This window comes from Limosilactobacillus viscerum (genome assembly GCF_947387525.1).
GTDB classification, from domain to species: Bacteria; Bacillota; Bacilli; order Lactobacillales; family Lactobacillaceae; genus Limosilactobacillus; species Limosilactobacillus viscerum.
The window spans coordinates 1-23524 of sequence record NZ_CANDNW010000028.1 but is presented as its reverse complement, the minus strand read 5'-3'; the positions used below and the strand labels follow the sequence as shown (position 1 = coordinate 23524).

The following is a 23524-nucleotide window of genomic DNA, read 5'->3' as shown; positions in this document are numbered from 1 at the left end:
GTGAGTATACAAAAAATGCAGGAAAACCGACAATTTTAAACCGCCGATTTCCTACATTTTACAGCCGCCCTCTACACTTTTTCGTAGTATAAAAACTTATTCTGTTTTCTTATCAGTAATTCTTGACGAAGAGCCGAAATATATAGATGTTTATACAAGCTTGGAATTTAAATATTCATAATTTTTTGCCATTGTTGCCAAGTATTATCGTCGCTTACGGGCTCAATGCTGTCGTAAGCACCATTACTCAGCTGTTGTAGCTTTTCTTGATTCTTAAGTAAGTTGATAACTTGGTTGACAAACTTCTTCTGATTATTTAGTGGAATTAGATAGCCGTTAGTATCGTTTTGAATAAGCTCAGATGGACCATAAAGGTAGTCATAAGTAACAACTGGTACACCGTAGTTGAGCGCTTCAACCATTGCTAATGGTTGGTTATCAATTCGGCTTGCATCAACAAAGAGTTGCGCATCGTTATAGGCATCGTTTAGTTTAACTTGATATCCTGCGAAGTTGACGGCATCTTCTAAGTGCTCTTTGGAAACTAATTCATGATATTTTTCCATATCTTGAGGATTACCATATCCGTAAAGGGTTAAGTGACTGCCGTGCACTTTTTTGTGGATTTGAGAAAATATATTAATTAATTGATCTGTCTGCTTATCCGGACCTAAGCGACCAACATAAATAATTTGACCGGTGGAACGTTGATTAATTGGAATGTGTTTTGTAACTGTAGCTGCCGGTGAAGCGTTGATAACGTAAATTGGAGCATTCTTACCGATTCGTTTTAATAATTCCTTCTTTTGCCGTTGGGTTGATACAATGATGCCATCCCATTGCTTCAATTGAGTGGTGAGCGGGGCCAGTAGCATTTGGTTGACTGGCCCTCTAAAGAAGTCTTGACCATCATTGACATGGTTCATTGGAATCCACAAGTATTTTTTTGCGTTACCTTGTATTTTCAGAACAGGCTGAATAGTGGTTGCCGGACGATCTGCAATGAAACTAGTAGTTTCTTTATCGGCATTGTTAAGCTCATTTAAGAAAAATACGAAGAGTTCATCTAAACCATTGAAATAATAATTTTTACCATGATAGTTTTTTAGCACATTCAATGAATTAATTGGTGTATTTTGAACAGATTGGACGTAGTGACGTTCAAGATATACTTCACCATTGGGACGGTAATACCGTTCATAAAAGATCTGGTTATCTTGACCAAAGAAAACGTCAACTGACTTGAAGCCTCGGATATCGTAACGTTGTCGCAAAGTGATATTGCCGGCTGCATCATAATAATCAACATGGTCAATTTGCCCTACAGTTCCACCGATAAAGAACGTCTCGGCAATTAATTGGGAGCCCCACATAATTGTTTTCGAATTGCGTCCGCTGCTAACTTGGTAATCATGCGGTAGATTTAAGTCTTCGACATGGTACTTTTTGCCTTGAAAGTCGGTTGTTCCAGCAAAAAAGTCAAACATGTTAACTAGTTGTTGGTCAGTTAGCCCAAATCGCGAAAGGGTAGCATGGATAATGTTGTCGTAATCACGGGTAACTAATTTAGCAGGAACTTTATTCTGCTTGAATAAGTTTAATCGCTTGATTTCAGCATGTTCAATACTGGAATTATTACTTAGCAGGTACTGATTTACAAAATAGAACACTAGTGGGTTGCCTCCTTCTTGTTAATGTCGTCAATAACTGTTTGCCATAATTTCATGACACTAGCTTCTGAGTAACGCTTACTATCTTCGTAGGCATTTTTGCTCATTTCGGCAAGGCGCTTTTCATTGGTTAAAAGACTAATAACTGCTTTAGCTAAGCCGTCGATGTCACCATCTTTGGTTAAGAGGCCATCTTTACCGTCGATAATAATATCGCTTGGCCCGTACTTAACGTCATTAGCAATTGCTGGCAACCCATGTGCTTCGGCTTCAACTAAGGCAATTGACAGACCTTCTACGTGAGTTGGCAAGACCATCAGCTGTGCCTCGTTATCAATCTTAGCGACATTTGTACTGTATCCTTTGAAGTGAACACTCTTTTTAAGGCCAAGTTCGCTGACTTGCTTTTCGAGCTTTTTATCGTAACCATCATTTGCGTATCCCCATAGGTTAAGCTCGGCATCTGGAACTTTTTCCAGAATTTTTGGCCAGGCAGCGATAAGGTGTTCCTGTTGCTTTTCGGGAGAAAGGCGGGCAACGGTGACAACTTGGTGTTTATTCCGCTTCGTAAATGGAATGTGCGGGGCATTAATTACGTTATCAGGAATAACGGCGCTAGGTACACGGAATACAGGTGTACCTAATTTTCCATATCGAGCGATCACGTCGTCTTGCTGTTGAGGTGTAAGCGCGATAACACCATCCCAATTGGTAATGTGACGTAATCCCCATTCGTAATTATAGTTTAAGGCTGAATGAAGGATATCTTCATTGTGAATAACGTGGTCATTATGGAGCTGCATATAACGAGGAACGTGTTTCTTCATATTTAATACAGCCCAGCCTAGTTCGAAAATTCGGTCAACAATGATTCCAACCGGTTCATCTCCACAGATTGTCCTATCAGTGACTAAACTATCAAGAAAGAATCTTGTTAAATTGTCGAAGCCTTGGAAATGGTAATCTTGGCCGCGGAAGTTAAAAAGGTGGTAGGCTTTATCGATTTTATCACGCTTGTTTTTAAGATTACTGACTTGTAAGGCGATGTGGCCATCAGGAGTAAAGTAATTTTCTGTAGCGATATGCCCAGTCCAATCATAAATATGTTCAACTGAGATAAACCCTCGTACATCATACCATTCAACTTTTAAGAGCTTATTAAAATGATCAAAATATTGAACATTTATAATGGATTTTTTGTTATCATTACGTCGACGGACATATAAAAACCGTTTTCCATTTCGCCAGAAGCTATAATTAATTCCTTCGGCTTTACGTTGCCATCTGGGATTAATATTAAGATCTTTGATGGTAACGGTCTTGGTGGGCGTATTTACAGCATTTTGAAAGTAGTCAAACATATTAATGAAGTCATCGTCTGCAATGCCAACACTGTTAGTAACAGCATGTAATTCGTTAGAGTACTGACGGGTCATAATTTTGGCCGGATGCTGGAAATGCTTAAATAGGTTTAACCGCTGAATTTGCGCGTGTTCGATACCAGACATGTTAGTCTGAATACCATCATTGAAAAAGAATATCATTTTAATATCTCCTATTTGTCTGTGTAACAATTTGAGTTTACCATAAATTGAAATTTGATATTTAGTTAAATCGACTAAATGGTGAAAAAGCTTTATAATAAAAATGTAAATCAATAAGTGAGGAATTTGTTTTGGATAATTTGGAAGATCTGCTGACAAGAACGAATCAAAATTTCAAGCTGGCTGAGGAACAGTATTTAGAGAGTGACGAAAATACAGATCCTAATTTGAAAAAATTAAGGAAAATGAACTATGATAATGCCGCTAATATTCTGAATGTTGCTGAAAGAATGGTTGGTAAAGAAGAAACAGTTCAAAAGAATAATCCACGGATTAAAGAGGAGCAGAAAACAAGTAACTTTAAGGTTGCCAATAGTAGTCAACCAAAGGTGGAATTAAAAGATAATGCTGCTAAACTACAATTCCCAACGTATGACGAAATTGAAAAGGCGACGGTAAAGACTACCAATAACAATATTTCAACGAGCAGTATTTTACGAGAAGCGGCTCGTCAGTCTTTTATGGGTAAAAGTTCATCAAAGAAAGCAACGAAGAAGCAAAGTAAAAAGAAATCATCCAATCCTAAAAACAGTGAGACGGGGATGACTCGTGAAGAGTACCGAAAGCGTCACGGTAAGAAGAACTAAGAGCTTGTTGTCGATTGCTAAGGAATAGATAGTTATGCCATTCACAGAAATACTGAGATAGGAGAGAATGCAGGCTGAAGAAATCTATTGTCAACCTAATATCGATTTAGATATTGGGTGATTTGTTCCATGAGTACAAAAACTTAGTAAATGGAAAAACACATGATACGGAATCATACTATATCCTTAGTGGTAATTATTTTCTGTATTGTGTGTTTTCCCATTTATTAATACTAGAAGAGTTTTCTCTTTTCAATCGATAAAAAATATTCGAAAGTGAAATTAAAACATGTATATTAATTTACTTTAGTAGGTCAAGATAATTAACTAAGCTAGTTGTAATATTTATTTATGGTATTGCCAAACAAGCAAATCAGTTACACGTTTAAGCTCATATAGACTTTCATTAAGGAGACAAGTTAGGACTTTTTTCTAGTTATAAATACTGGGGATATCGAATCCGATTTTGAATTGTTACTTTAGAACAAAAACAATATTGTCTATTAGGAGACATTTTTTCTTTAAATTAGTTTTCTTAATATAATTGATTTGATTTTTCGTTAATTTAAAGGATCCTCTACCTGCCTTAAAAGAGATGCGTCCTAGACGGTGGAGTAAATTATTACTATGATTTTTTTCTTAAAGAGGAACCGTAATCGTTAAGAAGATTATATATTTGTCATTAAATTATTTTTGATACGATTGTTTTGGCTATAAATATAGTTTAGTAATAATTTCTTACAGTATCTTGTCCAGCTATTTGTTTAAATCGTGACGCAAAGAAGTCCACATAACTTGATTTAAGTCTACAGGCTAAGTCAATTCCGTTTACTAAAATAATTAGTTGCTTAATAGGTATTGATTTTTGATTACCCGAAAATAAATAATTGCTGATTAATGGTAATTAGTGTTGAGGTTTACCCATGAACATCCCTCCGATAGAGGCAATCAGGATTACGAGAAAACTCACAACAGCAATTGCGTTACTTAAAGCTGACATCATGGTAAACACTCTTTCAAAATTATCTTATCTTTCACCCTTATTATAACAATAGTAGCGCTTACCGAAGATAATAATTAGCTAATTTTTTCCTGAGCAATCTGCCCTTTTTGCTTAGCAATTACTTAGGAAAAATCAAGGAATTTGTCGGTGCGTCTTTAGCTTCTGAAGTAATTAGTTAACTATACTTAATTTAAATTAGCGGATTCCGCCATATTTATTAGGTGGAGGGATTAACATGCAATGCCAAGATTTAGCAAATGCATGGACGCAGGCTGACTTGAGCGATGACTTCATTTTTAATAAGACCTTTCTAGATTCGGCGCTTACTAAAGAGTTGCTCAAACGGGTTTTGCCGACATTACGGATCCGCAAGATTAAGATTCTCAATACTCAGCACGAACTAGTTACTACCCATGATGCTAAGGGACTCCGTTTTGATATTTATGCTGAAGATAACCGGGGAAGGCACTTCGATGTCGAGATGCAGGTACTAAATAAGCATAACCTACCCCAACGGATTCGCTTTTATCAGTCAACCCTGGCGATGGATTCTTATGAACGGGGGGAAGACTACATTCAGGCCCGTAATGCTTACGTAATTTTCTTTTGCTGTTTTGACCTGGGCGGCAATGGCAACCAGTGGTACCGGGTAGAGCGGGAAATCTACAGTAGTTCATCTCGCTACCGGCTTGGCGATGGGGAGGTGAGCTTGTGCTTTGACGTAACGAACTCGTCACACACCGTTAGTCAGCCACTGTAAAATTTTCTGGACTTGCTAGCCGGCCGTAATGTTGATGAGAGTGATGATTTCATCGTACAATTAAGAAAACGAGTTGCCTTTGTTAAGCAGAACCGGAAATGGAGGAGAGAGTATATGTTACGAACGGTTTACGAGATGGATATTGAGCATGATCGTCGTCAGGCTGTTAAAAAGGGTCATGAACAAGGTGCCAACGATGAACGCCTCAACCTTGTTTGTGACCTTATCAGAAGTGGTCAGTCTGCGGATGGAGTAATTAAGTTCTTGACCACTATTCGCCGGATACCGGCTGCTGAGGCGGAAAAGTATTACCAGCAAGCAGTAGAAGGGCTTAAAAAGCACGGGGAGGGTAAATGACTAAATTCAAGCGAGTCATTTTAGTAGTTGTGGAGGGCCTGGGGCTGGGTGCGGCGCCCGACGCTGCCGTTTTCTCGGACAGCGGTGCGGATACCCTTGGTCACTTGGCAGATCATTTCCGTGCCCGTCTCCAGTTGCCGACTTTGCAGCGTCTGGGGTTGACGGCGCTCCATCCAGTGGCCTTCACTCCGCCGGTCGTTCATGAGCACAGCTATTACGGCCGTTTAAGGCAGATGACTTCTGAAAAATCAGCAATTGAGGACTACTGGGAACTACTGGGGGTCGTCCGTGAACAGGGCGCCGCTGCCTATCCCAGCGGCTTTTCGGCCGCCTTCGTTCACCAGCTGGAACGACAATTTCACCGGCCGGTGTTAGTCAATGCTCCTTACCAGCCCCAGCACCTGCTCGAAGACTACGGTGATGTACAAGTAGCTACCGGTGGCTTACTGGTCAGTACCAGTGGTGGCTCAGACATGGTGGTCAGCGCGCATGAGGCCACGGTTACGGGCGATGAGTTTACCCGGCTTGGACGGTTCATTCGTCACTGGTTCGATGAAGAGGGCAGTAGTCTCCTTCGGCAGGTAACTACATGTCCCTTCGCTGGTGGGCCTGGCCGCTATTACTACCGCTCAGCAGAGCAACGGATCTTTTACATGCGCCCATCCCAACCAACAGTGGTTGACCGGGTACGGGCTGCCCACCAGCCAGTGAGGGTCATTGCCGGGGCAACGGTGTTTTCTGACCTGCAGATGGTCTTGCGCGAAGACCCGGCTACCGGCTTATACCTGGTCCCCGTACATGAAATTGACCGGGCTGGCTATCAGCGGGATCCGGAGAAAAGTGGTCAGCATTTGATGGAAATCGACCGCCACTTGGCAGAAGTACTGCCGTTGGTTCGCACTAACGACTTATTATTAATCACGGCTAACCACGGTAATGATCCGGTCTCTGCTGGTGAGGGGAGTACTCGGGAATGGCTGCCATTGCTGGCATACTCGCCATCTCTGCGGGGCGGACGCTTGGCGGACAGGTCAACGCTGGCCGACATCGCGGCAACGATTCAGGATGTTCTTGGCTTAGCTGACGACCAAGCGCGCGGTTACGGTCACAGCTTCCGCTCCTTATTGCTTTAGAAAATATAATGAGGCTGGGAATTAACTCAACCTCTTAACTATTTTATAGATTAATAATGCCTCAGCGCAGTAGCTGGCTGGCAGGTCAAACGCTGATAAATCAGCATTTGACCAACCTAGCCATCTTTGCGGAGGTGGGACGACGAACTAGACAAGCTAGTTCTGTCCCACTCTCATTCAGTTTATGGGACAGCTATTTAGCGACGGGAATTAAAGTAAAAGGCCAGGGCGATGATTAGAATTAAGACGAGAATCGCTACTCGCGGATCCGCTTTAAACAACTCGTTCATCGCGTGGACCTGACCGATCCCAGCTGGTAATTCAAACATTAGCTCCTCCTTAACACTTTCCTTCTATTATCCTTGAACGGGTCGCTTTGACAACTAATTTGCACTGAGCAGGATAGTGGGGCAAGGGATGGATTTATGGTAAGCTGGGCAGAAGGAGGGATTGCGATGGAGAAAAAGAACCTGCGTGAAAAGTTAACCCCCATCCAGTATGCCGTTACTCAGGAAGCCGCTACGGAACGGCCCTTTACTGGCAAGTACGACCAGTTTGACCAGCCGGGGATCTACGTCGACGTGGTGAGCGGTGAGCCGCTGTTTTCGTCACTGGACAAGTATGATTCTGGCTGCGGCTGGCCGGCCTTTACGAAGCCGCTGGCCCGGCGTGCCGTTAAGGAAAAACGCGACCAGTCGTTTGGGATGGAACGAACGGAGGTGCGCAGTCGGGAGGCGGATTCGCACCTCGGCCATGTCTTTACCGATGGGCCCCAGGAACGTGGGGGCCTGCGTTACTGCATCAATTCCGCGGCACTGCGCTTTATTCCAGCTGACCAGCTCGAAGCTGCCGGTTATGGTGAGTACGTGCGTTTATTTAAACAATGATTTATAAAATGGTCTCCAGAAGTGTGGACATTACCAACTTCTGGAGACCATTCTGGTTTAAAGGGTGTCCAGCCCGGTCAGGGGTTAAACGTGCTTATCTTTTGCCGTCACGGTGCCGACATTCGCGTCGGCCATCCGGCGAAGGTAGCGCCAGATTTGGGGTCGGTAGCGGCGGAGGGCTACTAGGAGGACTAGGTAAACCACGATGCAGCTGCCAATCAGGTACGGGTTTTGGGAGATGAACGCGGCGAAAACCAGGGCGTTCAGCGGCCGGGCCATCAGGTTGAAGCTGGTAACGAGGACGATCCCCGCGGGAATTACGGCGCCGTAGTGTCTGAGGGCCCCGGTATACATCGCGGCCGACCAGCTGGAACAGTACAAGCCGATGCTGAACCAGACGATTCCGTTAGCGATGACCTTGAGAATATTACCGTTGGTGAGGGCGACAATCGATTCCACCATGAACGGCAGGGAGATAAGGTCGACGACTGGCAGAGCTCGGTTGCCAGGAAGGATAAAAGCCAGGGCAACCATGATTGGAATCAGGATCATCCCCGAAATGATGGTTGCTGACTCACCATAACCTACCCCGTCGTCAACGGCCAAAAACCAGCGCTTGCGATCGTTGACTGAATCAGCGGAAGCAGAACTTCCAGCGTTTCGCTGCCGGTGCTGGTCAATGCTATCTGCCAATGGGGTGAAGGCTTTAGCAAAGACGTTGGTGACCAGGGGGAAAATCGTCATTACGGCGGATAGTTGGACGGCGAACTGTAAAATTTGGGCCCAGGCCTGGTAGCTGCCCAGCCGGTTAAGGTTGCCGAGGATCCCGATAATCAGCCCGAGGATTGCCCCCAGCGCGGTTGGCTCACCTAAAATGCCCAACCGTTGCTGGAGACTCTGCGGGGTGAACTTCACCTTGTTAAAGCCGAGCAGGTTCCAGAGCGGGTCCAGAAGGATGGCTGGGACCGTCTGGACGATGTTGTGGGGCGCACAGACAGTCGCGTTATTGACTTTGTAGTAACGGGACCAGCTATCAGCCTGAATTTCTGCCAGCAGCAGGGAGTAGAGGAGCATGAAAAACGACAGGCCCAGGGCTAGCCAGTAGTTTTTGGTAACGTAGTACGCAACCGTTCCCCAGATCATAAAGCCAAAATTGTTCCAGAGGTTAGAAGGCATAAACACCTTGGTGATGCCCACCGCGAAGAGGATAAACTCAGCAATCAAACCAAAAACGAAAAAGGTCAGCCCAACCGAGGAACCGAAGCTGGCGAGTGAGCCAGCCTGCCAGCCGATATCAACGACGGGTAGATGAATACCGGAATTATCGACCATCTGCCGGATAATCTTGGTGACTACCGGGGTGAATTCGCCGATAATCCAGGAAAAGCCGGTGAGCCCGACCCCAGCGTAAAGGCCGGAACGGACGGCTGTTTTAACCGGCACCCGCAGGCAGAGGGCGATAATGAAGATCATAATTGGGACCACCACGGCGGCACCAAAGGCATTAAAAAAGTGATTAATAAATTCGAGCAAGAAAAGCACGCTCCCTTCTTTAGACTATCCCCATTATAACGTCATTAGCAAAAACACCGGTCAGAAAAGCTAAGAACTTTCCTGGCCGGTGCCGGTATAAAATGAATAATTGCTCTGTAAGTTAATTAATTTTGTGGTTTACCCATAAACATCCCCGCGGCAGAGGCAATCAGAATCCCAAGGAAACTTACAACGGCAATTGCATTACTTAAAGCTGACATCATGGTAAACACCCTTTCTAGTTAATTAATCTTTTATTTACACTCATATTATAACAATGATAGCGCTTCGCGAAGATAATAATTAGCTAATTTTTTTCTGAGCAATTAGGGTGAAATGCTTATCATTTGCTTAGGAAAAGTTAAGGATTGTGCCAGCAGTGCTTTAGAATCGAAAGCAAATCTGCTTAGCTGCTTAATAAACAAAAGCAGGGCGTGGGAAAACGACTAGCCTGGCTAGTGCTGTCCCACACCCTGATAAAATTTAGAAGAAGTCCCCGATAATCTGTTTGTAGGTCTTCACCGTCGCAAGGTAAGCAGGAATCGTCGTGTACTCGTCAGTCGCGTGCGCTACGTCCCAGGCGTCACTGCCGAGGACGATGACGGGCAGGTCTGGCCGTTGGCGACGGAAAACGCTAGCGTCCGTTGCCCCATTGATGATTCCGGTCTTGACCGGGGAGGGGAAGAAACGCTGAGCAGCCTGGAGCGCTGACTGGACAAAGTCACTATTGGGGTCCGTGCTGATGGGGTGATAGTCCCAGAAAATATTTAGCTTCAAGTGAAAGGGAGTTTGGTGGTTGATCTGGTCAATCACCCGGTTAAGCCGGGCCGCAACTTCCTGGTTGTCACAGGCCGGGGTGGGGCGGATATTCCCCTCCAACTTCGCGGTATCGGGGATGCTGTTGACCTGGTGCCCACCTTCAATCACGGTGACGCTGTGCTGGACCTTGCCGAGGTAGGGGTCAACGGGAGCGTCAGCGAACAGGCTGCTTTCGGCTTTGATAAACTTTACCAGTCCGGTGATAGCGTTGATTCCCTGGGCCGGCATCGAGCTGTGGGCCGTCTTACCAGTGCTGGTAACCTCGTAGTTGAGGCTGCCGGAGTGGGCGAAGATAACGTTCCCGCCGGTGGGCTCACCGACAACCAGGGCACTGAGTTCGTTTGCCGCGCCCTGGCTGGCTAAGCGGTTCGCTCCCGGGGTGCCGAGTTCTTCACCCGCAGTGGCAATCAGCTTGACGGTTCCGTTCGGCAGTTCGCCAGTCTCCTGGAGTTCAATCAGTGCTAACACTTCAGCGGCCAGGCCACTCTTCATGTCAGCTGCGCCCCGACCGTAAAGCCGCTCGCCCACGATTTCCCCGCCGAAGGGGTCGTGTTGCCAGCTCTTGGGGCTGTTGACGGCAACGGTATCCATGTGGCCGGTCAGGCCGAGGACCCGGTCATCACTGCCCCGTCCGATTTGGGCCGTCAGGTTTGCCCGGCGGTCGCCAAATTCGTCAATTTGAGCGGCAATTCCGTGTTCTGCCAGCAGCTGTTTCAGGTAGGTTGCCACCTCAATTTCGTTGCCATTGGCGGAATGAATCCGAATCAAATCTTGCAGTATCTGAACCTGTTCGCTTTCTTTCATCTTGCGTCCTCCTCACAAATTTACCGGTCTTGGTGGTTGAGCTTCTTGGCTAAGAGGTCACCGATGACTTGGATAATCAAAACAAATAAGAGTACCAGCAGGGTCGCTACCAGGGTCACGTCATTGTTGAAACGGTCGTAACCGTATGAAATAGCGGTGTTACCTAAGCCCCCGGCGCCAATTGCCCCGGCCATGGCGGTCAGACTGACCAGGCTAATCAGGGAAACGGTGGAAACCCGGACTAATTCTGACCGTGATTCACGGAGGTAGACGTCAAAGATGATATCCTTGTTGGTAGAACCAATCGCCTGGGCCGCTTCGATCTTACCCTGGTCCACGCTCTTGAGCGCTACTTGGACTTGCCGGGCGTAGAAGGCGAAGAAACCGATGGACAGGGGAACGAGAGCGGCGGTGGTCCCAATCTGGGTGCCCACGATGGCCTGGGTCACTGGGGCGATGAAGGCCAGCAAGATGATGAACGGAATGGCCCGGAAGACTGAAACGACCTTGTCACAGATATTGAAGACCAGGCGGTTTTCCAGGATACCCCCGGGTTCAGTAGCGACTAGGGCGACCCCGAAGGCGAGACCAATCAGGCCCCCGATGATGGCCGGCCAGACGGTCATGTAGATGGTTTGGCCGATGGAGGTTCCCCAGCCATTATCGCCTCCCCAGCCGAGCTGTACGACGTTTGGTAAAAAACTACTCATGCCAAATCCTCCTATCATCAATCTTTGTTACGGTAACCTTATTATCTTGCAGGAACTGAACGGCGGCCTGGCGCTGCTGCTCATCGCCTTTAATAACAACGAACAGGGTCCCGACCGGTTCGCCCCCGAGAACTTCGATGTTCCCGTAGAGCATACTTGCTTCTACACCGAGCTTCTTGTAGAGCTCGATGATGATCGACTTAGTGACGTTATTGCCGTTGTAAACCAGTTGGAAGAGGTCCTTGTCGGCCGTTAGCTGGTCGAGGTCAAATGCCTTGAGGGTATCGATAGCCGCCAGGGACCCGCCGACGAACTGCCGGGTCAATTCCCGTTGCGGCTGCAAGAAGACCTTTTGCAGGGGACCCCGTTCAATGATTTGCCCATGTTCCATGACCGCAATTTTGTTTGCAACCCGCTTGACGGCGTCCATCTCGTGGGTGATCAGGACCACCGTTAAGTCTAGTTCGGTGTTGAGCTTCTTGAGCAGGTCCAAAATCTGGTTAGTATTTTGCGGGTCGAGGGCTGACGTTGCTTCGTCCGAAATCAAGATGGCCGGGTCGTTGGCCAGTGCCCGGGCGATGGAAACCCGCTGCTGTTCACCACCGGACAGCTGGACAGGGTAGAATTCTGCCTTGTCTTTTAAGCCGACCAGTTCGAGCAGCTCGTAAGCCTTCTTTTCCTGGGCGTCGTCGTCCAGGTCGCTGTGTTTGAGCGCGAAGAGGACGTTTTCAATCACCGAGGTTTCATTCAAGAGGTTGAAGTGCTGGAAAATCATTCCGATATTCCGCCGCTTTTTTTGTAGTTCCTTATTGGACAGCTGCTGCTGGTGGTCCTTGAAGAAGGCCTCGCCATTGATAGTGACGGAACCATCAGTTGGCTTTTGCAGCAAATTGATGGTGCGGACCAGGGTTGATTTACCGGCCCCGGAGTAACCAACGATACCGTAAATATCGCCTTTCTCAATTGATAACGACACGTCCTTTACCGCATGGACAACTTCTTTGCCCTGCTTGAAGGTGACGTTAATGTCTTGTAAGTCAATAATTGGGTTCGCCATACTCTAACCTCCTACTTGTTGAAGTTGCGGTCCCATGCTGGTAATTCAGAGGTGCCGTAGTACTTCTTGATTAATTGCTTGGTTTTGGCAGTTTGGTAAGCCTTAACGACGTCCTTGTAAGCCTTGTTGTTCTTGTTTTGTTTCTTAACGGCGATAATGTTAACCCATTGGGCAGAATCATGGTTAAGTGGTTCAACGAAGATGGCTTTCTTGTAGTTCAAGCCAGCAGCTTGGGCGTAATTAGTGTTAACAACGGCGGCGTCAACGTCGTCCAATGAACGAGCAGTTTGGTCGGCAGCCAGTTCCTTGAGCTTGATGTTCTTCTTGTTATCGATTACGGATGAAGCAGTTGCTAACTTGGTGCCCTTCTTTAAGTTGAAGAGGCCGGCATTCTTCAATGCAAACAATGCCCGTGATTCGTTAGTAGCATCATTTGGTACGGCAATGGTTGCGCTATCAGGCAGGTCCTTGATGCTCTTGTACTTGTTGGAGTAGACCCGGATTGGGGTGATGAAGGTGTCACCATCAGAAACAATGTCTGTGTGGTGGGCCTTATTCCAAGATTATAAGAAGAGCTTGTGCTGGAAGGCATTCAGGTCAACGTCACCGTTTTGCAGGGCCTTATTTGGTTGGTTGTAGTCGGTGAACCGGCGGAACTTAACCGTTACCCCATACTTGTCCTTAGCAGTCTTGGCAACTGAATTCCAAATTTTATCATCAGCCTTGGATGAAGCCATGATCCCGACCGTCACCGTCTTAGCAGCTTGTTGGTGGGGACGAACAAAACTAAAGTAACCAGCGATTAAAATAACAACGACCACAACGGCCCAAATAATTGCATTTCTTTTCTTTCTTTTCTTTCTTCTCTTCATAGTAAAAACTCCCTTTCATTTCTTATTCAGAATGTTAATTAACCGAACATTGCAACAAAAAAAGCACCCGTCCTAAGATAAAAGGACGAATGCTTCGCGGTACCACCTTTGTTCGTCAGACCATCACTGGCCCAACCTTAATGGGTTACTCTAATAAAATGATTAGAATTACCCAGCACTTGTAACGTGTGCTAACCCGTTACCGGCTAACAATCACCGGTACCATTCCAGGCCCATCTTCAACGCTTAGACTCATTGCTTCACACCAGCCAGCAACTCTCTGAACAGCTTCGGCGTCTACTCTGCCTTTCGATATGTTTTAACGTTCGATTAATTTATTGACATTAATTATAATGATATTCTCATTCATGTCAACGCATTTTTTAATATTTTTTAGATGAGGGTAGGGTTAAAGGTTTTAACAGAGTATAATGATCTTAAATAGATAATGAGGATCGGACAAGATGAAAAAGCAATCAGTAAAACTTGAAGACGTGGCGGCACTTGCGGGCGTGTCAAAAACGACTGTCTCACGGGTGCTTAACAACCGTGGCTACTTGAGCCAGGCAACAATTGATAAGGTACACCAGGCGATGGAAGAACTACATTACCGACCAAACGTAATTGCCCGCCAGCTCTACCAGCAGCGGACAAAACTAGTGGGATTGGTCTTCCCAACGGTTGACAACCCATTTTTTGGCCAGCTTGAGGCCCGGCTTGACTGGGAACTTTACCAGCGTGGCTACCGGGTTCTGATGGGCAATAGCCAGAATAACCCGAAACGGGAAAAAGAATACCTCCGTCAGCTGCTGAACGGGCAGGTTGATGGGCTGATTGTCGGTGCCCACAACCAGGGAATTAAGCAGTATCGTGACACCCAGCTCCCCATTGTATCGATCGAACGGTGGGTTAGTAAGGATATCCCCGTAGTAGCAGCGGATAACTATGCTGGTGGGGTGCTAGCGGTTGACCGATTGTTGAAGGATGGCTGTCAGCACATCATCCACACAAATTACCCCCATGGTCTTCCTTCGCCAAACTTAGAACGGCGCCGGGCCTATGAGGAACTGATGCAAAAGCACCACCGTCAGTCTGTTACATATGAAGTTAACTTTGATAGCTCGGTCGATGAAAAACTGGCAATCTTCCGGCGCTTATTTGATGAACACCCTGAAGTTGATGGAATCTTTGCGGATAACGATACGAACGCCAGCCTAATCATGCAGGTAGCTCGTGAACGGGGGCTGAAGGTTCCAGCCGACCTGAAAGTGGTAGGCTTTGACGGGGCTAATATGACCCGGACACTTCTACCAGAGTTAACCACGGTCCAGCAGCCAATTGACCGGATGGCGGCGACAGCGGTAGAACTGCTTCAAGAGCGAATTAATGGTAAACAAATTAATAATAAGTCAATCCAACTGCCAGTAAAATTAATTGAAGGGATTACGGCATAGTTAGAGCCTTCTCTGCACAATTGCGGTATAAAATCAGAAACTGGGAAGAAATAAAAGAAATTTCTTCCCAGTTTTTTATTTTTTACTAGTAAAAATAAAAGTGGTTCCATTCCTACTGGCTGAACGATTTTCATCATGTTAACCGGTTGCTACTGCAAAATGACAAACGTTTTCGTAGGTGTTAACCGGTTGACATATTAGAATGTAAGCCCTATCATAAGAATCGTTAAGAGAAATAAACAAATTTCGAGGAGGTGTCTCGCAATGGCATTTAATAAAAGCCTTGCAGGATATTTTGATGATATAGCCCATGTTGGGATTCCAACTGATGACCTTAAGAAGACGGTTGCTTTTTGGGAAAAGTTAGGATTTAAGAAGCAGGGGCAATTCGATACTGACGACCAAGGACACCAAGTTGTATTTATGAAGTACGCCCACTTGATGCTGGAAATCTGGGATAGCGATGGCGCTGTTCACAAGACTGGTGCAATTAACCATATTTCACTTAACGTTGAAGATGCCGACGGTGCCTACAAGGCTGCCAAGGAGGAAGGCTTCAATGTTAAGGAAGACGAAGTACAACACCTCGACTACTGGAAGCACGGTATTAAGTTCTTCAACATTGTTGGACCTAATGATGAAACCATTGAATTTTGTGAAGTTGTAAAGGATTAGTTAGTACACGGGACCTTATCAGAATAAGATTCAGTGCAATTGAGGAGGAAAATCTCATGAAAGCATTAGTTATGACTGCTGTTAAGAAGCTTGAAGTTAAGGACGACTACAAGAAGCCCGAAGTTAAGCCAAACGAAGTGTTAGTTCACACTGCCTGGGCTGGTATTTGTGGTACTGATAAGGCCCTCTATAATGGTCTGCCAGGTTCTGCCGACGCTGTTCCACCGATTGTTTTAGGACACGAAAACTCCGGTGTGGTTGCCGCTGTTGGTAGCGATGTTGAAGACTTCAAGGTTGGTGACCGGGTAAGCGTTGACCCTAACATTTACTGCCACAAGTGCTTCTACTGCCGGACCTCTCGTCCAGAATTGTGTGAACACCTTGACGCGGTTGGTGTTACCCGTGATGGTGGCTTTGCTGAATTCTTCACTGCGCCAGAAGAAGTTGTTTACCATGTTCCAGACAATGTTTCACTGGAAGCCGCTGCGGTTATTGAACCAATTTCATGTGCTGCCCACGGTGTTGACTTGCTTGAAACCCACCCATACCAAACCGCTTTGATCATCGGTGATGGCTTCGAAGGTCAATTGATTGCCCAAATCCTGAAGTCCCGCGGCGTGAAGGAAGTTACCTTAGCTGGTACTTCCGACGAGAAGCTTGAAAACAACCGTAAGCACTTTGGCTTCAAGACCATCAACAACCTTAAGAACCCTGATGCCATCAAGCCAGATACTTATGATATCGTTGTTGAAGCGGTTGGTCTGCCACAAACGCAAGAACAAGCCGTTGAAGCTGCTCGTCGTGGTGGTCAAGTTCTGATGTTTGGTGTTGGTAACCCTGACTCTGAATTCAAGGTTAACACTTACAAGGTTTACCAAAAGCAACTGCACATCCAAGGCTCATTCATCAACCCATACACCTTCGAAGACTCAATTGCGTTGCTACAATCCGGTGACGTTGACCCATTGCCACTGATCTCCAACGTTCTTGACTTTGCCCACGTTGAAGACTTTGTTAGTGGTAAGCTTGGCCACATTTCAAAGGCCATTGTTAAGGTTGCCGGCGAAGACGCTTAATAAAACTAATAGTTAAACAACTGAATTAGCTACTTTACTAGAGGGAGCTGTGACACAACCCTGCTTAGGGCCTGCGACACGAAGTTAGCCTATTTGGTATGGCTAGCATAGGACGTTGTTAACGGAACGGGCTAGCGATTGTCCGTAGCTAGACACTAAGGCCCTGGGGTTGTGGCACGCGATATCTCTGTAATATTCGGAGCTAAAAGAGGGGACTGTGGCATCAGAGTTGTCACAGTCTCCTCTTTTTAATATTACACAATAAACGCGAACTAAGAGGCTTTTCCGAATTTGTTTTTAATTTCCACTAGTCATTCCCCAACTCACGTGGTATATTAAAATCTAATTAGAATTTTAACATTTTAAATTAATGAAAGGGGGTCTTAATAATGACACGAAAAGTAGCAGTAATCGGGATGGGGAACGTTGGCTCAACCGTTGCCCATTATATCGTTGCTAATGGTTTTGCTGATGACTTGGTCTTGATTGATACTAATGAAAAGAAGGTTAATGCCGACGCGCTTGACTTTAAGGACGCTATGGCGAATCTTCTCTACCATACCAATATCTTTGTAAATGATTACAGTCAATTAAAGGATACTGATGTCATCGTCTCCGCAATCGGTGATATTAAGCTGGAAGACAACCCGAACGCTGACCGTTTTGCCGAATTACCATTTACCCGGAAGGCTGTTCCGGAAGTTGCTAAGAAGATTAAGGAAAGTGGCTTTAATGGTAAGATCGTCGTCATTACTAACCCCGTGGACGTCATTACTTCAATTTACCAGTCAGTAACCGGATTGCCAAAGGAACATGTTATGGGGACCGGAACCCTGCTTGATTCTGCCCGAATGAAACGGGCGGTAGCCGACCGACTCAACGTTGACCCCCGTTCCGTGGAAGGGTACAACCTTGGTGAACACGGTAATTCACAATTCACTGCCTGGTCCACTGTCCGGGTCCTCGAACAACCAATTACCAAGTTGGCTAAGGAACGCGGCTTAGACCTTGAAGAACTGGATCACGAAGCCCGGATGGGTGGCTGGAAGGTCTTCCAAGGTAAGAAGTACACCAATTATGGGGTGGCAACTGCCGCTGTTCGTTTGGTTAACACCATTCTTTCTGGTTCCCGGACCGTCATGGCGGTTTCTAACTTCCGTAAAGAATATGATTCATACCTGTCATACCCAGCAGTGGTTGGCCGCGACGGGATTGAAGAACAGGTTCAACTAGACTTAACCGATGAGGAACTGGACAAATTACAAACGTCTGCTAACTTCATCAAGGAAAAGTACCAAGAAAGTCTGGAAGCTAACAAAAAGGCAGAAAACTAGTCAATTATAATTGTTAATGTTACACTATTCATTAACGCACGAAGAGTGGCGTCGCATTTGCGGCACCGCTTTTCTTTTGGCTAAATTAAATGAAAGGGAACAGTAACAAATGACTAAAGAAGTGAAGAAGATAATTGCTGTCGTCATCTTTTGTGAATTCTTGATTTGCTTGGGGATGAGCCTGATTTTCCCGGTAATGCCATTTATCAAAAATGAATATCATTTTTCAGCATTTGACATGGGGGTAATGTCCTCGCTCTTTGCCTTTGTTCAGTTCATCGCCTCACCAGTGGTGGGCCGGATCTCGGATAAGACAGGACGGAAGCCAATGCTGGTGTGGGGCTTGCTGGTTTTCTCGCTAGCAGAATTTGTCTTTGCGGCCGCAAGTCACCTCTGGCTATTTGACCTCTCGCGGGCGGTCGATGGGCTGTCTGCCGCTATGTTTGTACCAACATCGATGGCCCTGGCGGCCGACCTGACTAGCGTGAAGGACCGCGCTAAGGTAATTGGCTGGTTGTCTGCGGCCTTTAGTGGTGGCCTGATTTTGGGCCCGGGCCTTGGCGGTATCTTGGCTAATATCAGTTATAAGTTCCCGTTCTGGGTTGCCGGAATACTGGGATTAGTCAGTACTTTTGTTGCCATGGTATTGCTACCGCGGGATGACAATGAGCGCTTTAAGAGCACGACCGATAATCCAGAAAATGAGCTACTGGAAGGTGGCTGGGCTCAGGTTAAGAAATTGATGACCCCCGTGATGATTACGCTTTTCCTGATGATCTTCATCATGGCCTTTGGTTTAGCTGGGTTTGAAAGTATTTACAGCCTGTACGTTAACGAAGTCCACAACTTTGACCTTCAGACGATTGCGTTGGTCTTAACCTTGAACGGAATCATTTCCCTAGTTCTTCAGGTGTTCCTATTCGACCGGATGGTTCAATGGTGGGGTGAAGTACGGGTGATTCGTTACTGCTTCTTTGCTAGTGCCATTGGAACTGTCTTTGTCATTTACGACCATTCCCACTGGCAACTGATTGTGGCAACCTTGGTCGTCTTTGAAGCTTTCGATATGCTGCGGCCAGCGATTACTACCTTGCTAACGAAGATGAGTAAGGATAACCAGGGATTGTTAAACGGGGTCAATATGTCACTGACCAGTGTTGGTAACATTATTGGGCCGCTGATTTCTGGGGCTTTGCTTGATATTAATTACCAATACCCATATTGGATCGTAATTGCATTCTTGCTGGTATCGTTTATCATTACCTTTAGCTTACAGCATTTACGTAACGCACAAGCATAGGAAAAGAGGAAGTTGTTGTGGGAAATTTATTGTTGATGGTTGTTGTCGGTCTTGCCGTTGGTATCTTTGTCATCTCGCTTGGCGGTGGCGGGGGTGCGATTTACCTTGGCGTTTTAACGGCAATTTTTCAGTTATCGCCTAGCGCGGCTGCAGCGACCTCAATTGTGACTTCCCTTCCAGCGTTAATCATGGGCTCCTGGTCATATTACCGGCGGGGGCTGATTAATTTTAGCCTGGGTAACCGGATGATGATTGCTGCCATTCCCAGTATCTTCATCGGGTACTTTATCTCACCATTTTTGCCAGAGCGGGTATATAAGGTAATCATTGGTCTTATCCTGGCTTTCCTTGGGGCACAGTTGGTGTACAAGGTTTACCGCCAGAATAATAAAAAGCATGCCCGGATTTCTGCCAAAACGGCTAGTGTCCTGTACGGCATCATGGGCGGCTTGATGGTTGGAATTGCCGGGCTAAGTGGAGGTGGCCCAATCACCACCGGTTTGCTCTTGTTGGGAGCATCGATGGCTGCTGCTTCGGCAACTTCATCCTATGCCCTGGTTGAGATGTCAATCGTTGGTGTCGTGCTCCATATCAGTAGTGGCACCATTGATTGGCGTGCGGCTGGTGGCCTGATTGCCGGTTCGCTGGTCGGGGCATTTATGGCACCACCAGTGGTCCTCTGGATGACGGCCAAGCCCAACCGTGCCCGCTTGGTTAAATTATTTATGGGTGTCTTCATCATCGTGATGGGGATTAAAACGGCAATTGGTTAATTATAGAATAGGAAAGAGGTACAAAGTTCAGTTACGAGCTTTGTACCTCTTTTGCTTAAATCACATTTTGTTGCCCAGTGATGCACATCGGCAGTAGTGGACAGTCATTGCACCGCGGATTCCGCGCCATGCAGCGGTAGCGACCCCAGAAAATCATGCTGTGGTGGGCATCAAGCCACTTCTCCTCCGGTACTGCTTCCCGGAGCTTCTTTTCAATTGCCAGGATGGATGCCTTGGGTGGGACCATTGCAAGACGACGTGCCACCCGGCTGACGTGGGTATCAACGGGGAAGGCGGGGATGTTAAAGCACTCCGCCATTACAACGTTGGCCACCTTGCGACCGACCCCCGGTAAGGAAGTCAGTTCCTTTAAGGTTCGTGGAACCCGACCGTCAAAGTCAGTCACCAGTTTTCGCGAACAGTTGACCAGGTACTTGGCTTTATTGTGATAAAGGCCAAGCCGCTTGATGTATGGCTCAACGTCTTCCGGTTCTGCGGCGGCAAGGTCTTTTGGTAGTGGGAAGCGCTCAAACAGGGCCGGTGTCAGGTTGTTTACCGATTGGTCCGTGGACTGGGCGCTAAGGATAACTGCCAAAAGGAAGTGAAAGTGGGTATCGGCAGTCAGGGTCGTTCCGGCATCGGGATACTCTTTTCGCATCGTCTTAAGTGCGTCGTTAATTTCGTGGTTAGTCAGCATTTACTTCACCTCATGATTACTTATCTAAGATTCAGTTTACTCCTGATAACAGCAAAATGAGAGAAACTAGTAAAAATTATTATTTTTTCACAAGCACATAATAGTTAAGCTGACGGGCATTGCTAAAAGACTGAAAGATTGGGATTTTGAAGAAAAGGCTTACAAGTGAAAATACTATTTGACCAGCGGTGAAACGATTGGTAGAATAAATTAAAGTTTTTCTTATGATTCTAATAAGATTTTAATTAAAAAGGAGGAAGAGTCATGAGTTTTTGGAAAACAATTACACGCAAAGAAGACCCGCGTGTTTATGAAAATAAAGACGGTCACTTAGTTCGATCATTGAAGGTTCGGGACTTTCTCGCCCTTGGTGTCGGAACCATTGTGTCTGCTTCCATTTTTACTCTTCCTGGTGAAGTGGCAGCAATGCATACTGGTCCAGCAGTCGCAATTTCATTTGTTGTTGCTGCGATTGTTGCTGGGCTAGTTGCCTTTGCTTACGCTGAAATGGCGGCGGCAATGCCGTTTGCGGGTTCAGCGTATTCATGGATTAACGTTGTTTTTGGCGAATTTTTTGGTTGGGTTGCCGGTTGGGCGCTGTTAGCTGAATACTTCATTGCGCTAGCCTTTGTTGGCGCTGGGTTGTCCGCCAACCTGCGGGCCTTATTAGCGCCGGCTGGAATTAAGCTACCGGCATCACTGTCTAATGCTTTTGGTACTGAAGGCGGTGTGGTGGATATCATTTCCGTGGTTGTGATTGCCCTAGTTGCAATCCTGATTGCCAACGGTGCTTCTAAAGCGGCACGGGTTGAAACCTTGTTGGTTTGCCTGAAGGTGTTTGCTATCCTGCTCTTCGTGGTTGTGGGGATGACCGCAATTAAATCAAGCAATTATGTTCCATTTATTCCTAAGTACCATGAAACAGCCAATGGTCCATTTGGTGGCTGGCAGGGAATTTATGCCGGGGTGTCAATGATTTTCCTATCGTACATTGGTTTTGACTCAATTGCTGCCAACTCGGCTGAAGCAATTAATCCACAAAAGACAATGCCCCGTGGAATCCTCGGCTCACTGTTAATTGCCGTGGTTCTTTTCGTTTCCGTTGCGATGGTTCTGATGGGGGTTCTGCCTTACAGCAAGTATGCTAATAGTGCTGAACCGGTTGGCCTGGCACTGCGGGCTGCTGGCCATGGTGGCGTAGCTGTTGTTGTCCAAACAATTGCGGTTGTTGGTATGTTTACTGCGTTAATTGGGATGAGCCTGGCTGGTTCCCGGTTAATTTACTCCTTCGGCCGTGACGGTATGTTGCCAAAATGGGTTGGTAAACTGGATAAGAGTGGTCGTCCTAACCGTGCGCTGTGGACATTAACGATTGTTACAATTGTGATTGCAGCCTTCTTCCCGTTTGCATTTCTGTCACAGTTGGTTTCTGCTGGGACCCTGATTGCTTTCATGTTTGTCTCATTAGGGATTTACGCATTGCGCCGCCGGGAAGGTAAGGATATCACGGATCCATCATTTAAGATGCCATTTTATCCGGTAATGCCAGCATTAGGCTTCCTAGCAGCACTCTTCGTTTTTATGGGCTTAGACTACCAAGCTAAGTTATATGCTGGAATCTGGTTTGTGCTTGGTCTGCTAATTTACTTTGGGTACGGTATGCGGCACTCATTTTTAGCTAAAAAGCAGCAAGATAAATAAGTATTGATATTGGTAAAAGAAACTTGCGACCGTCCAATGTTTGTGGAGAAGACAAATATTGGGCGGTCGCTTTGTGGTTGTTGCTGACACTCAAGTCAGTTATAATTTAGGTGCCGCCTTAGCTCAGATAGGTAGAGCACATCCATGGTAAGGGTGCTACGGCAGTTCAACTCTGCCAGGCGGCTTTTTATATCGAGTCAAAATGAACGATCAGTAGCATATCAAGAAAGTGGAGTAAAAAACAGAAAAACCGCCCAGCCTGAAAGCTAGACGGTCGATTGAAACGCTAATTCATGCTATAATATAGCTGTACTAAAGGATATATTATATTCAATAGTTGGGCTGATAAATTAGCTTTAAGCGCTCCTATTCTGGTGTACTGCCATACACCACCAGCCAAGCGCAAACAGAGTACACCCTCAAGGGTATCAGCTCCTATAAACGGCACTTGTGCATTGGTGGTTACCAGTGCACTTTTTTGTTATATCGTGATATCTTAGCGCAAAATAAAAACTGCTACCAGTAAGTGCCAATCGTATCTGGTAGTGGAATAATTATGTATTAAAAATAGTTACTATATAATTATGGTATGAATTAGTGTTTCAATTGACCGTCTGGCTTTTACTGGGCGGTTTTCTGTTTGGCAGATTGTAAAATTTAAGTTGAACATTTAAGTGGACAGAAAAACCCATCAAGGTCTTTAATGGTGTTACCTCAA

At 46.0% G+C, this 23524-nt stretch carries 20 protein-coding genes, 1 tRNA gene, 1 pseudogene and 1 other annotated feature; of the genes and pseudogenes, 13 read left to right on the top strand and 9 right to left on the bottom strand.

The window, feature by feature from the left end:
- Positions 1 to 167 precede the first annotated feature (167 nt).
- Both QOS07_RS07755 and QOS07_RS07750 read right to left on the bottom strand, forming a co-directional pair.
- Positions 168 to 1670 (bottom strand): glycosyltransferase, encoded by a 1503-nt coding sequence (locus QOS07_RS07755; protein WP_283588396.1) that lies wholly within the window; start codon positions 1668 to 1670, stop codon positions 168 to 170.
- Entirely contained in the window at positions 1670 to 3214 is a 1545-nt protein-coding gene (locus QOS07_RS07750; RefSeq protein WP_283588395.1) for a glycosyltransferase, read from the bottom strand. Before QOS07_RS07750 ends, QOS07_RS07755 begins: the two co-directional genes overlap by 1 nt.
- Positions 3215 to 3459: 245 nt before the next feature.
- On the opposite strand from QOS07_RS07750, the gene QOS07_RS07745 reads away from it, so the two are divergent.
- From QOS07_RS07745 to QOS07_RS07730, 4 genes are all read left to right on the top strand, one after another.
- Positions 3460 to 3861, top strand: a complete 402-nt coding sequence (locus QOS07_RS07745; protein ID WP_283588394.1) for a hypothetical protein — start codon at positions 3460 to 3462, stop codon at positions 3859 to 3861.
- A gap of 1238 nt (positions 3862 to 5099) precedes the next feature.
- Positions 5100 to 5624, top strand: a complete 525-nt coding sequence (locus QOS07_RS07740; RefSeq protein ID WP_283588393.1) for an Rpn family recombination-promoting nuclease/putative transposase — start codon at positions 5100 to 5102, stop codon at positions 5622 to 5624.
- A gap of 114 nt (positions 5625 to 5738) precedes the next feature.
- The gene (locus QOS07_RS07735; RefSeq protein ID WP_283588392.1) at positions 5739 to 5981 is read left to right on the top strand and encodes a hypothetical protein; all 243 of its coding nucleotides are present in this window, start codon (positions 5739 to 5741) and stop codon (positions 5979 to 5981) included.
- Positions 5978 to 7114: an alkaline phosphatase family protein gene (locus tag QOS07_RS07730; RefSeq protein WP_283588391.1), complete on the top strand. Its 1137-nt coding sequence runs from the start codon at positions 5978 to 5980 to the stop codon at positions 7112 to 7114. Before QOS07_RS07735 ends, QOS07_RS07730 begins: the two co-directional genes overlap by 4 nt.
- A gap of 197 nt (positions 7115 to 7311) precedes the next feature.
- Here QOS07_RS07730 and QOS07_RS07725 read toward each other — a convergent pair whose 3' ends face one another.
- Entirely contained in the window at positions 7312 to 7443 is a 132-nt protein-coding gene (locus QOS07_RS07725; protein WP_003713613.1) for a hypothetical protein, read from the bottom strand.
- A 126-nt stretch (positions 7444 to 7569) separates the two neighbouring features.
- Here QOS07_RS07725 and msrB point away from each other — a divergent pair, with 126 nt between their 5' ends.
- On the top strand, positions 7570 to 8001 hold the full coding sequence (msrB, locus tag QOS07_RS07720) for a peptide-methionine (R)-S-oxide reductase MsrB (protein WP_062812550.1): 432 nt from the start codon (positions 7570 to 7572) through the stop codon (positions 7999 to 8001).
- Between the two features lie 84 nt (positions 8002 to 8085).
- Here msrB and QOS07_RS07715 read toward each other — a convergent pair whose 3' ends face one another.
- The 5 genes and pseudogenes from QOS07_RS07715 to QOS07_RS07695 form a co-directional block, all read right to left on the bottom strand.
- A complete protein-coding gene (locus QOS07_RS07715) occupies positions 8086 to 9543 on the bottom strand; it encodes a PTS galactitol transporter subunit IIC (protein WP_408613353.1) in 1458 nt (485 codons plus the stop codon).
- Positions 9544 to 10017: 474 nt separating this feature from the next.
- On the bottom strand, positions 10018 to 11157 hold the full coding sequence (locus QOS07_RS07710; RefSeq protein WP_283588390.1) for an ArgE/DapE family deacylase: 1140 nt from the start codon (positions 11155 to 11157) through the stop codon (positions 10018 to 10020).
- Between the two features lie 20 nt (positions 11158 to 11177).
- Complete coding sequence (locus tag QOS07_RS07705) at positions 11178 to 11867, bottom strand: methionine ABC transporter permease (RefSeq protein ID WP_194176992.1); 690 nt, start codon at positions 11865 to 11867, stop codon at positions 11178 to 11180.
- Entirely contained in the window at positions 11860 to 12924 is a 1065-nt protein-coding gene (locus tag QOS07_RS07700; RefSeq protein ID WP_283588389.1) for a methionine ABC transporter ATP-binding protein, read from the bottom strand. The genes QOS07_RS07705 and QOS07_RS07700 overlap by 8 nt, the downstream gene beginning before the upstream one ends.
- An 11-nt stretch (positions 12925 to 12935) precedes the next feature.
- A pseudogene (locus QOS07_RS07695) lies at positions 12936 to 13796 on the bottom strand (MetQ/NlpA family ABC transporter substrate-binding protein).
- 78 nt (positions 13797 to 13874) lie between these two features.
- Positions 13875 to 14118: a binding site (T-box leader), on the bottom strand.
- Positions 14119 to 14260: 142 nt separating this feature from the next.
- On the opposite strand from QOS07_RS07695, the gene QOS07_RS07690 reads away from it, so the two are divergent.
- The 6 genes from QOS07_RS07690 (at position 14261) to QOS07_RS07665 (ending at position 20408) form a co-directional block, all read left to right on the top strand.
- The gene (locus tag QOS07_RS07690; RefSeq protein WP_283588388.1) at positions 14261 to 15250 is read left to right on the top strand and encodes a LacI family DNA-binding transcriptional regulator; all 990 of its coding nucleotides are present in this window, start codon (positions 14261 to 14263) and stop codon (positions 15248 to 15250) included.
- A 264-nt stretch (positions 15251 to 15514) separates the two neighbouring features.
- Positions 15515 to 15925, top strand: a complete 411-nt coding sequence (locus QOS07_RS07685; protein WP_283588387.1) for a VOC family protein — start codon at positions 15515 to 15517, stop codon at positions 15923 to 15925.
- 56 nt (positions 15926 to 15981) lie between these two features.
- Entirely contained in the window at positions 15982 to 17001 is a 1020-nt protein-coding gene (locus tag QOS07_RS07680; protein WP_283588386.1) for a zinc-dependent alcohol dehydrogenase family protein, read from the top strand.
- A 389-nt stretch (positions 17002 to 17390) separates the two neighbouring features.
- Positions 17391 to 18335, top strand: coding sequence for an L-lactate dehydrogenase (locus QOS07_RS07675; RefSeq protein ID WP_283588385.1), 945 nt, complete (start codon positions 17391 to 17393; stop codon positions 18333 to 18335).
- Positions 18336 to 18444: 109 nt separating this feature from the next.
- Positions 18445 to 19635 (top strand): MFS transporter, encoded by a 1191-nt coding sequence (locus QOS07_RS07670; protein WP_283588384.1) that lies wholly within the window; start codon positions 18445 to 18447, stop codon positions 19633 to 19635.
- A gap of 17 nt (positions 19636 to 19652) precedes the next feature.
- On the top strand, positions 19653 to 20408 hold the full coding sequence (locus QOS07_RS07665) for a sulfite exporter TauE/SafE family protein (protein WP_283588383.1): 756 nt from the start codon (positions 19653 to 19655) through the stop codon (positions 20406 to 20408).
- A gap of 55 nt (positions 20409 to 20463) precedes the next feature.
- Here the strand turns inward: QOS07_RS07665 and nth are convergent, their stop codons facing one another.
- Positions 20464 to 21105, bottom strand: coding sequence for an endonuclease III (gene nth / locus QOS07_RS07660; RefSeq protein WP_283588382.1), 642 nt, complete (start codon positions 21103 to 21105; stop codon positions 20464 to 20466).
- A gap of 264 nt (positions 21106 to 21369) precedes the next feature.
- Between nth and QOS07_RS07655 the strand changes: the two genes are divergently transcribed.
- Together QOS07_RS07655 and QOS07_RS07650 are read left to right on the top strand one after the other, a co-directional pair.
- Positions 21370 to 22806, top strand: a complete 1437-nt coding sequence (locus tag QOS07_RS07655; RefSeq protein WP_283588381.1) for an APC family permease — start codon at positions 21370 to 21372, stop codon at positions 22804 to 22806.
- Positions 22807 to 22918: 112 nt separating this feature from the next.
- Positions 22919 to 22991, top strand: a tRNA-Thr gene (locus tag QOS07_RS07650).
- Positions 22992 to 23524: the final 533 nt, after the last annotated feature.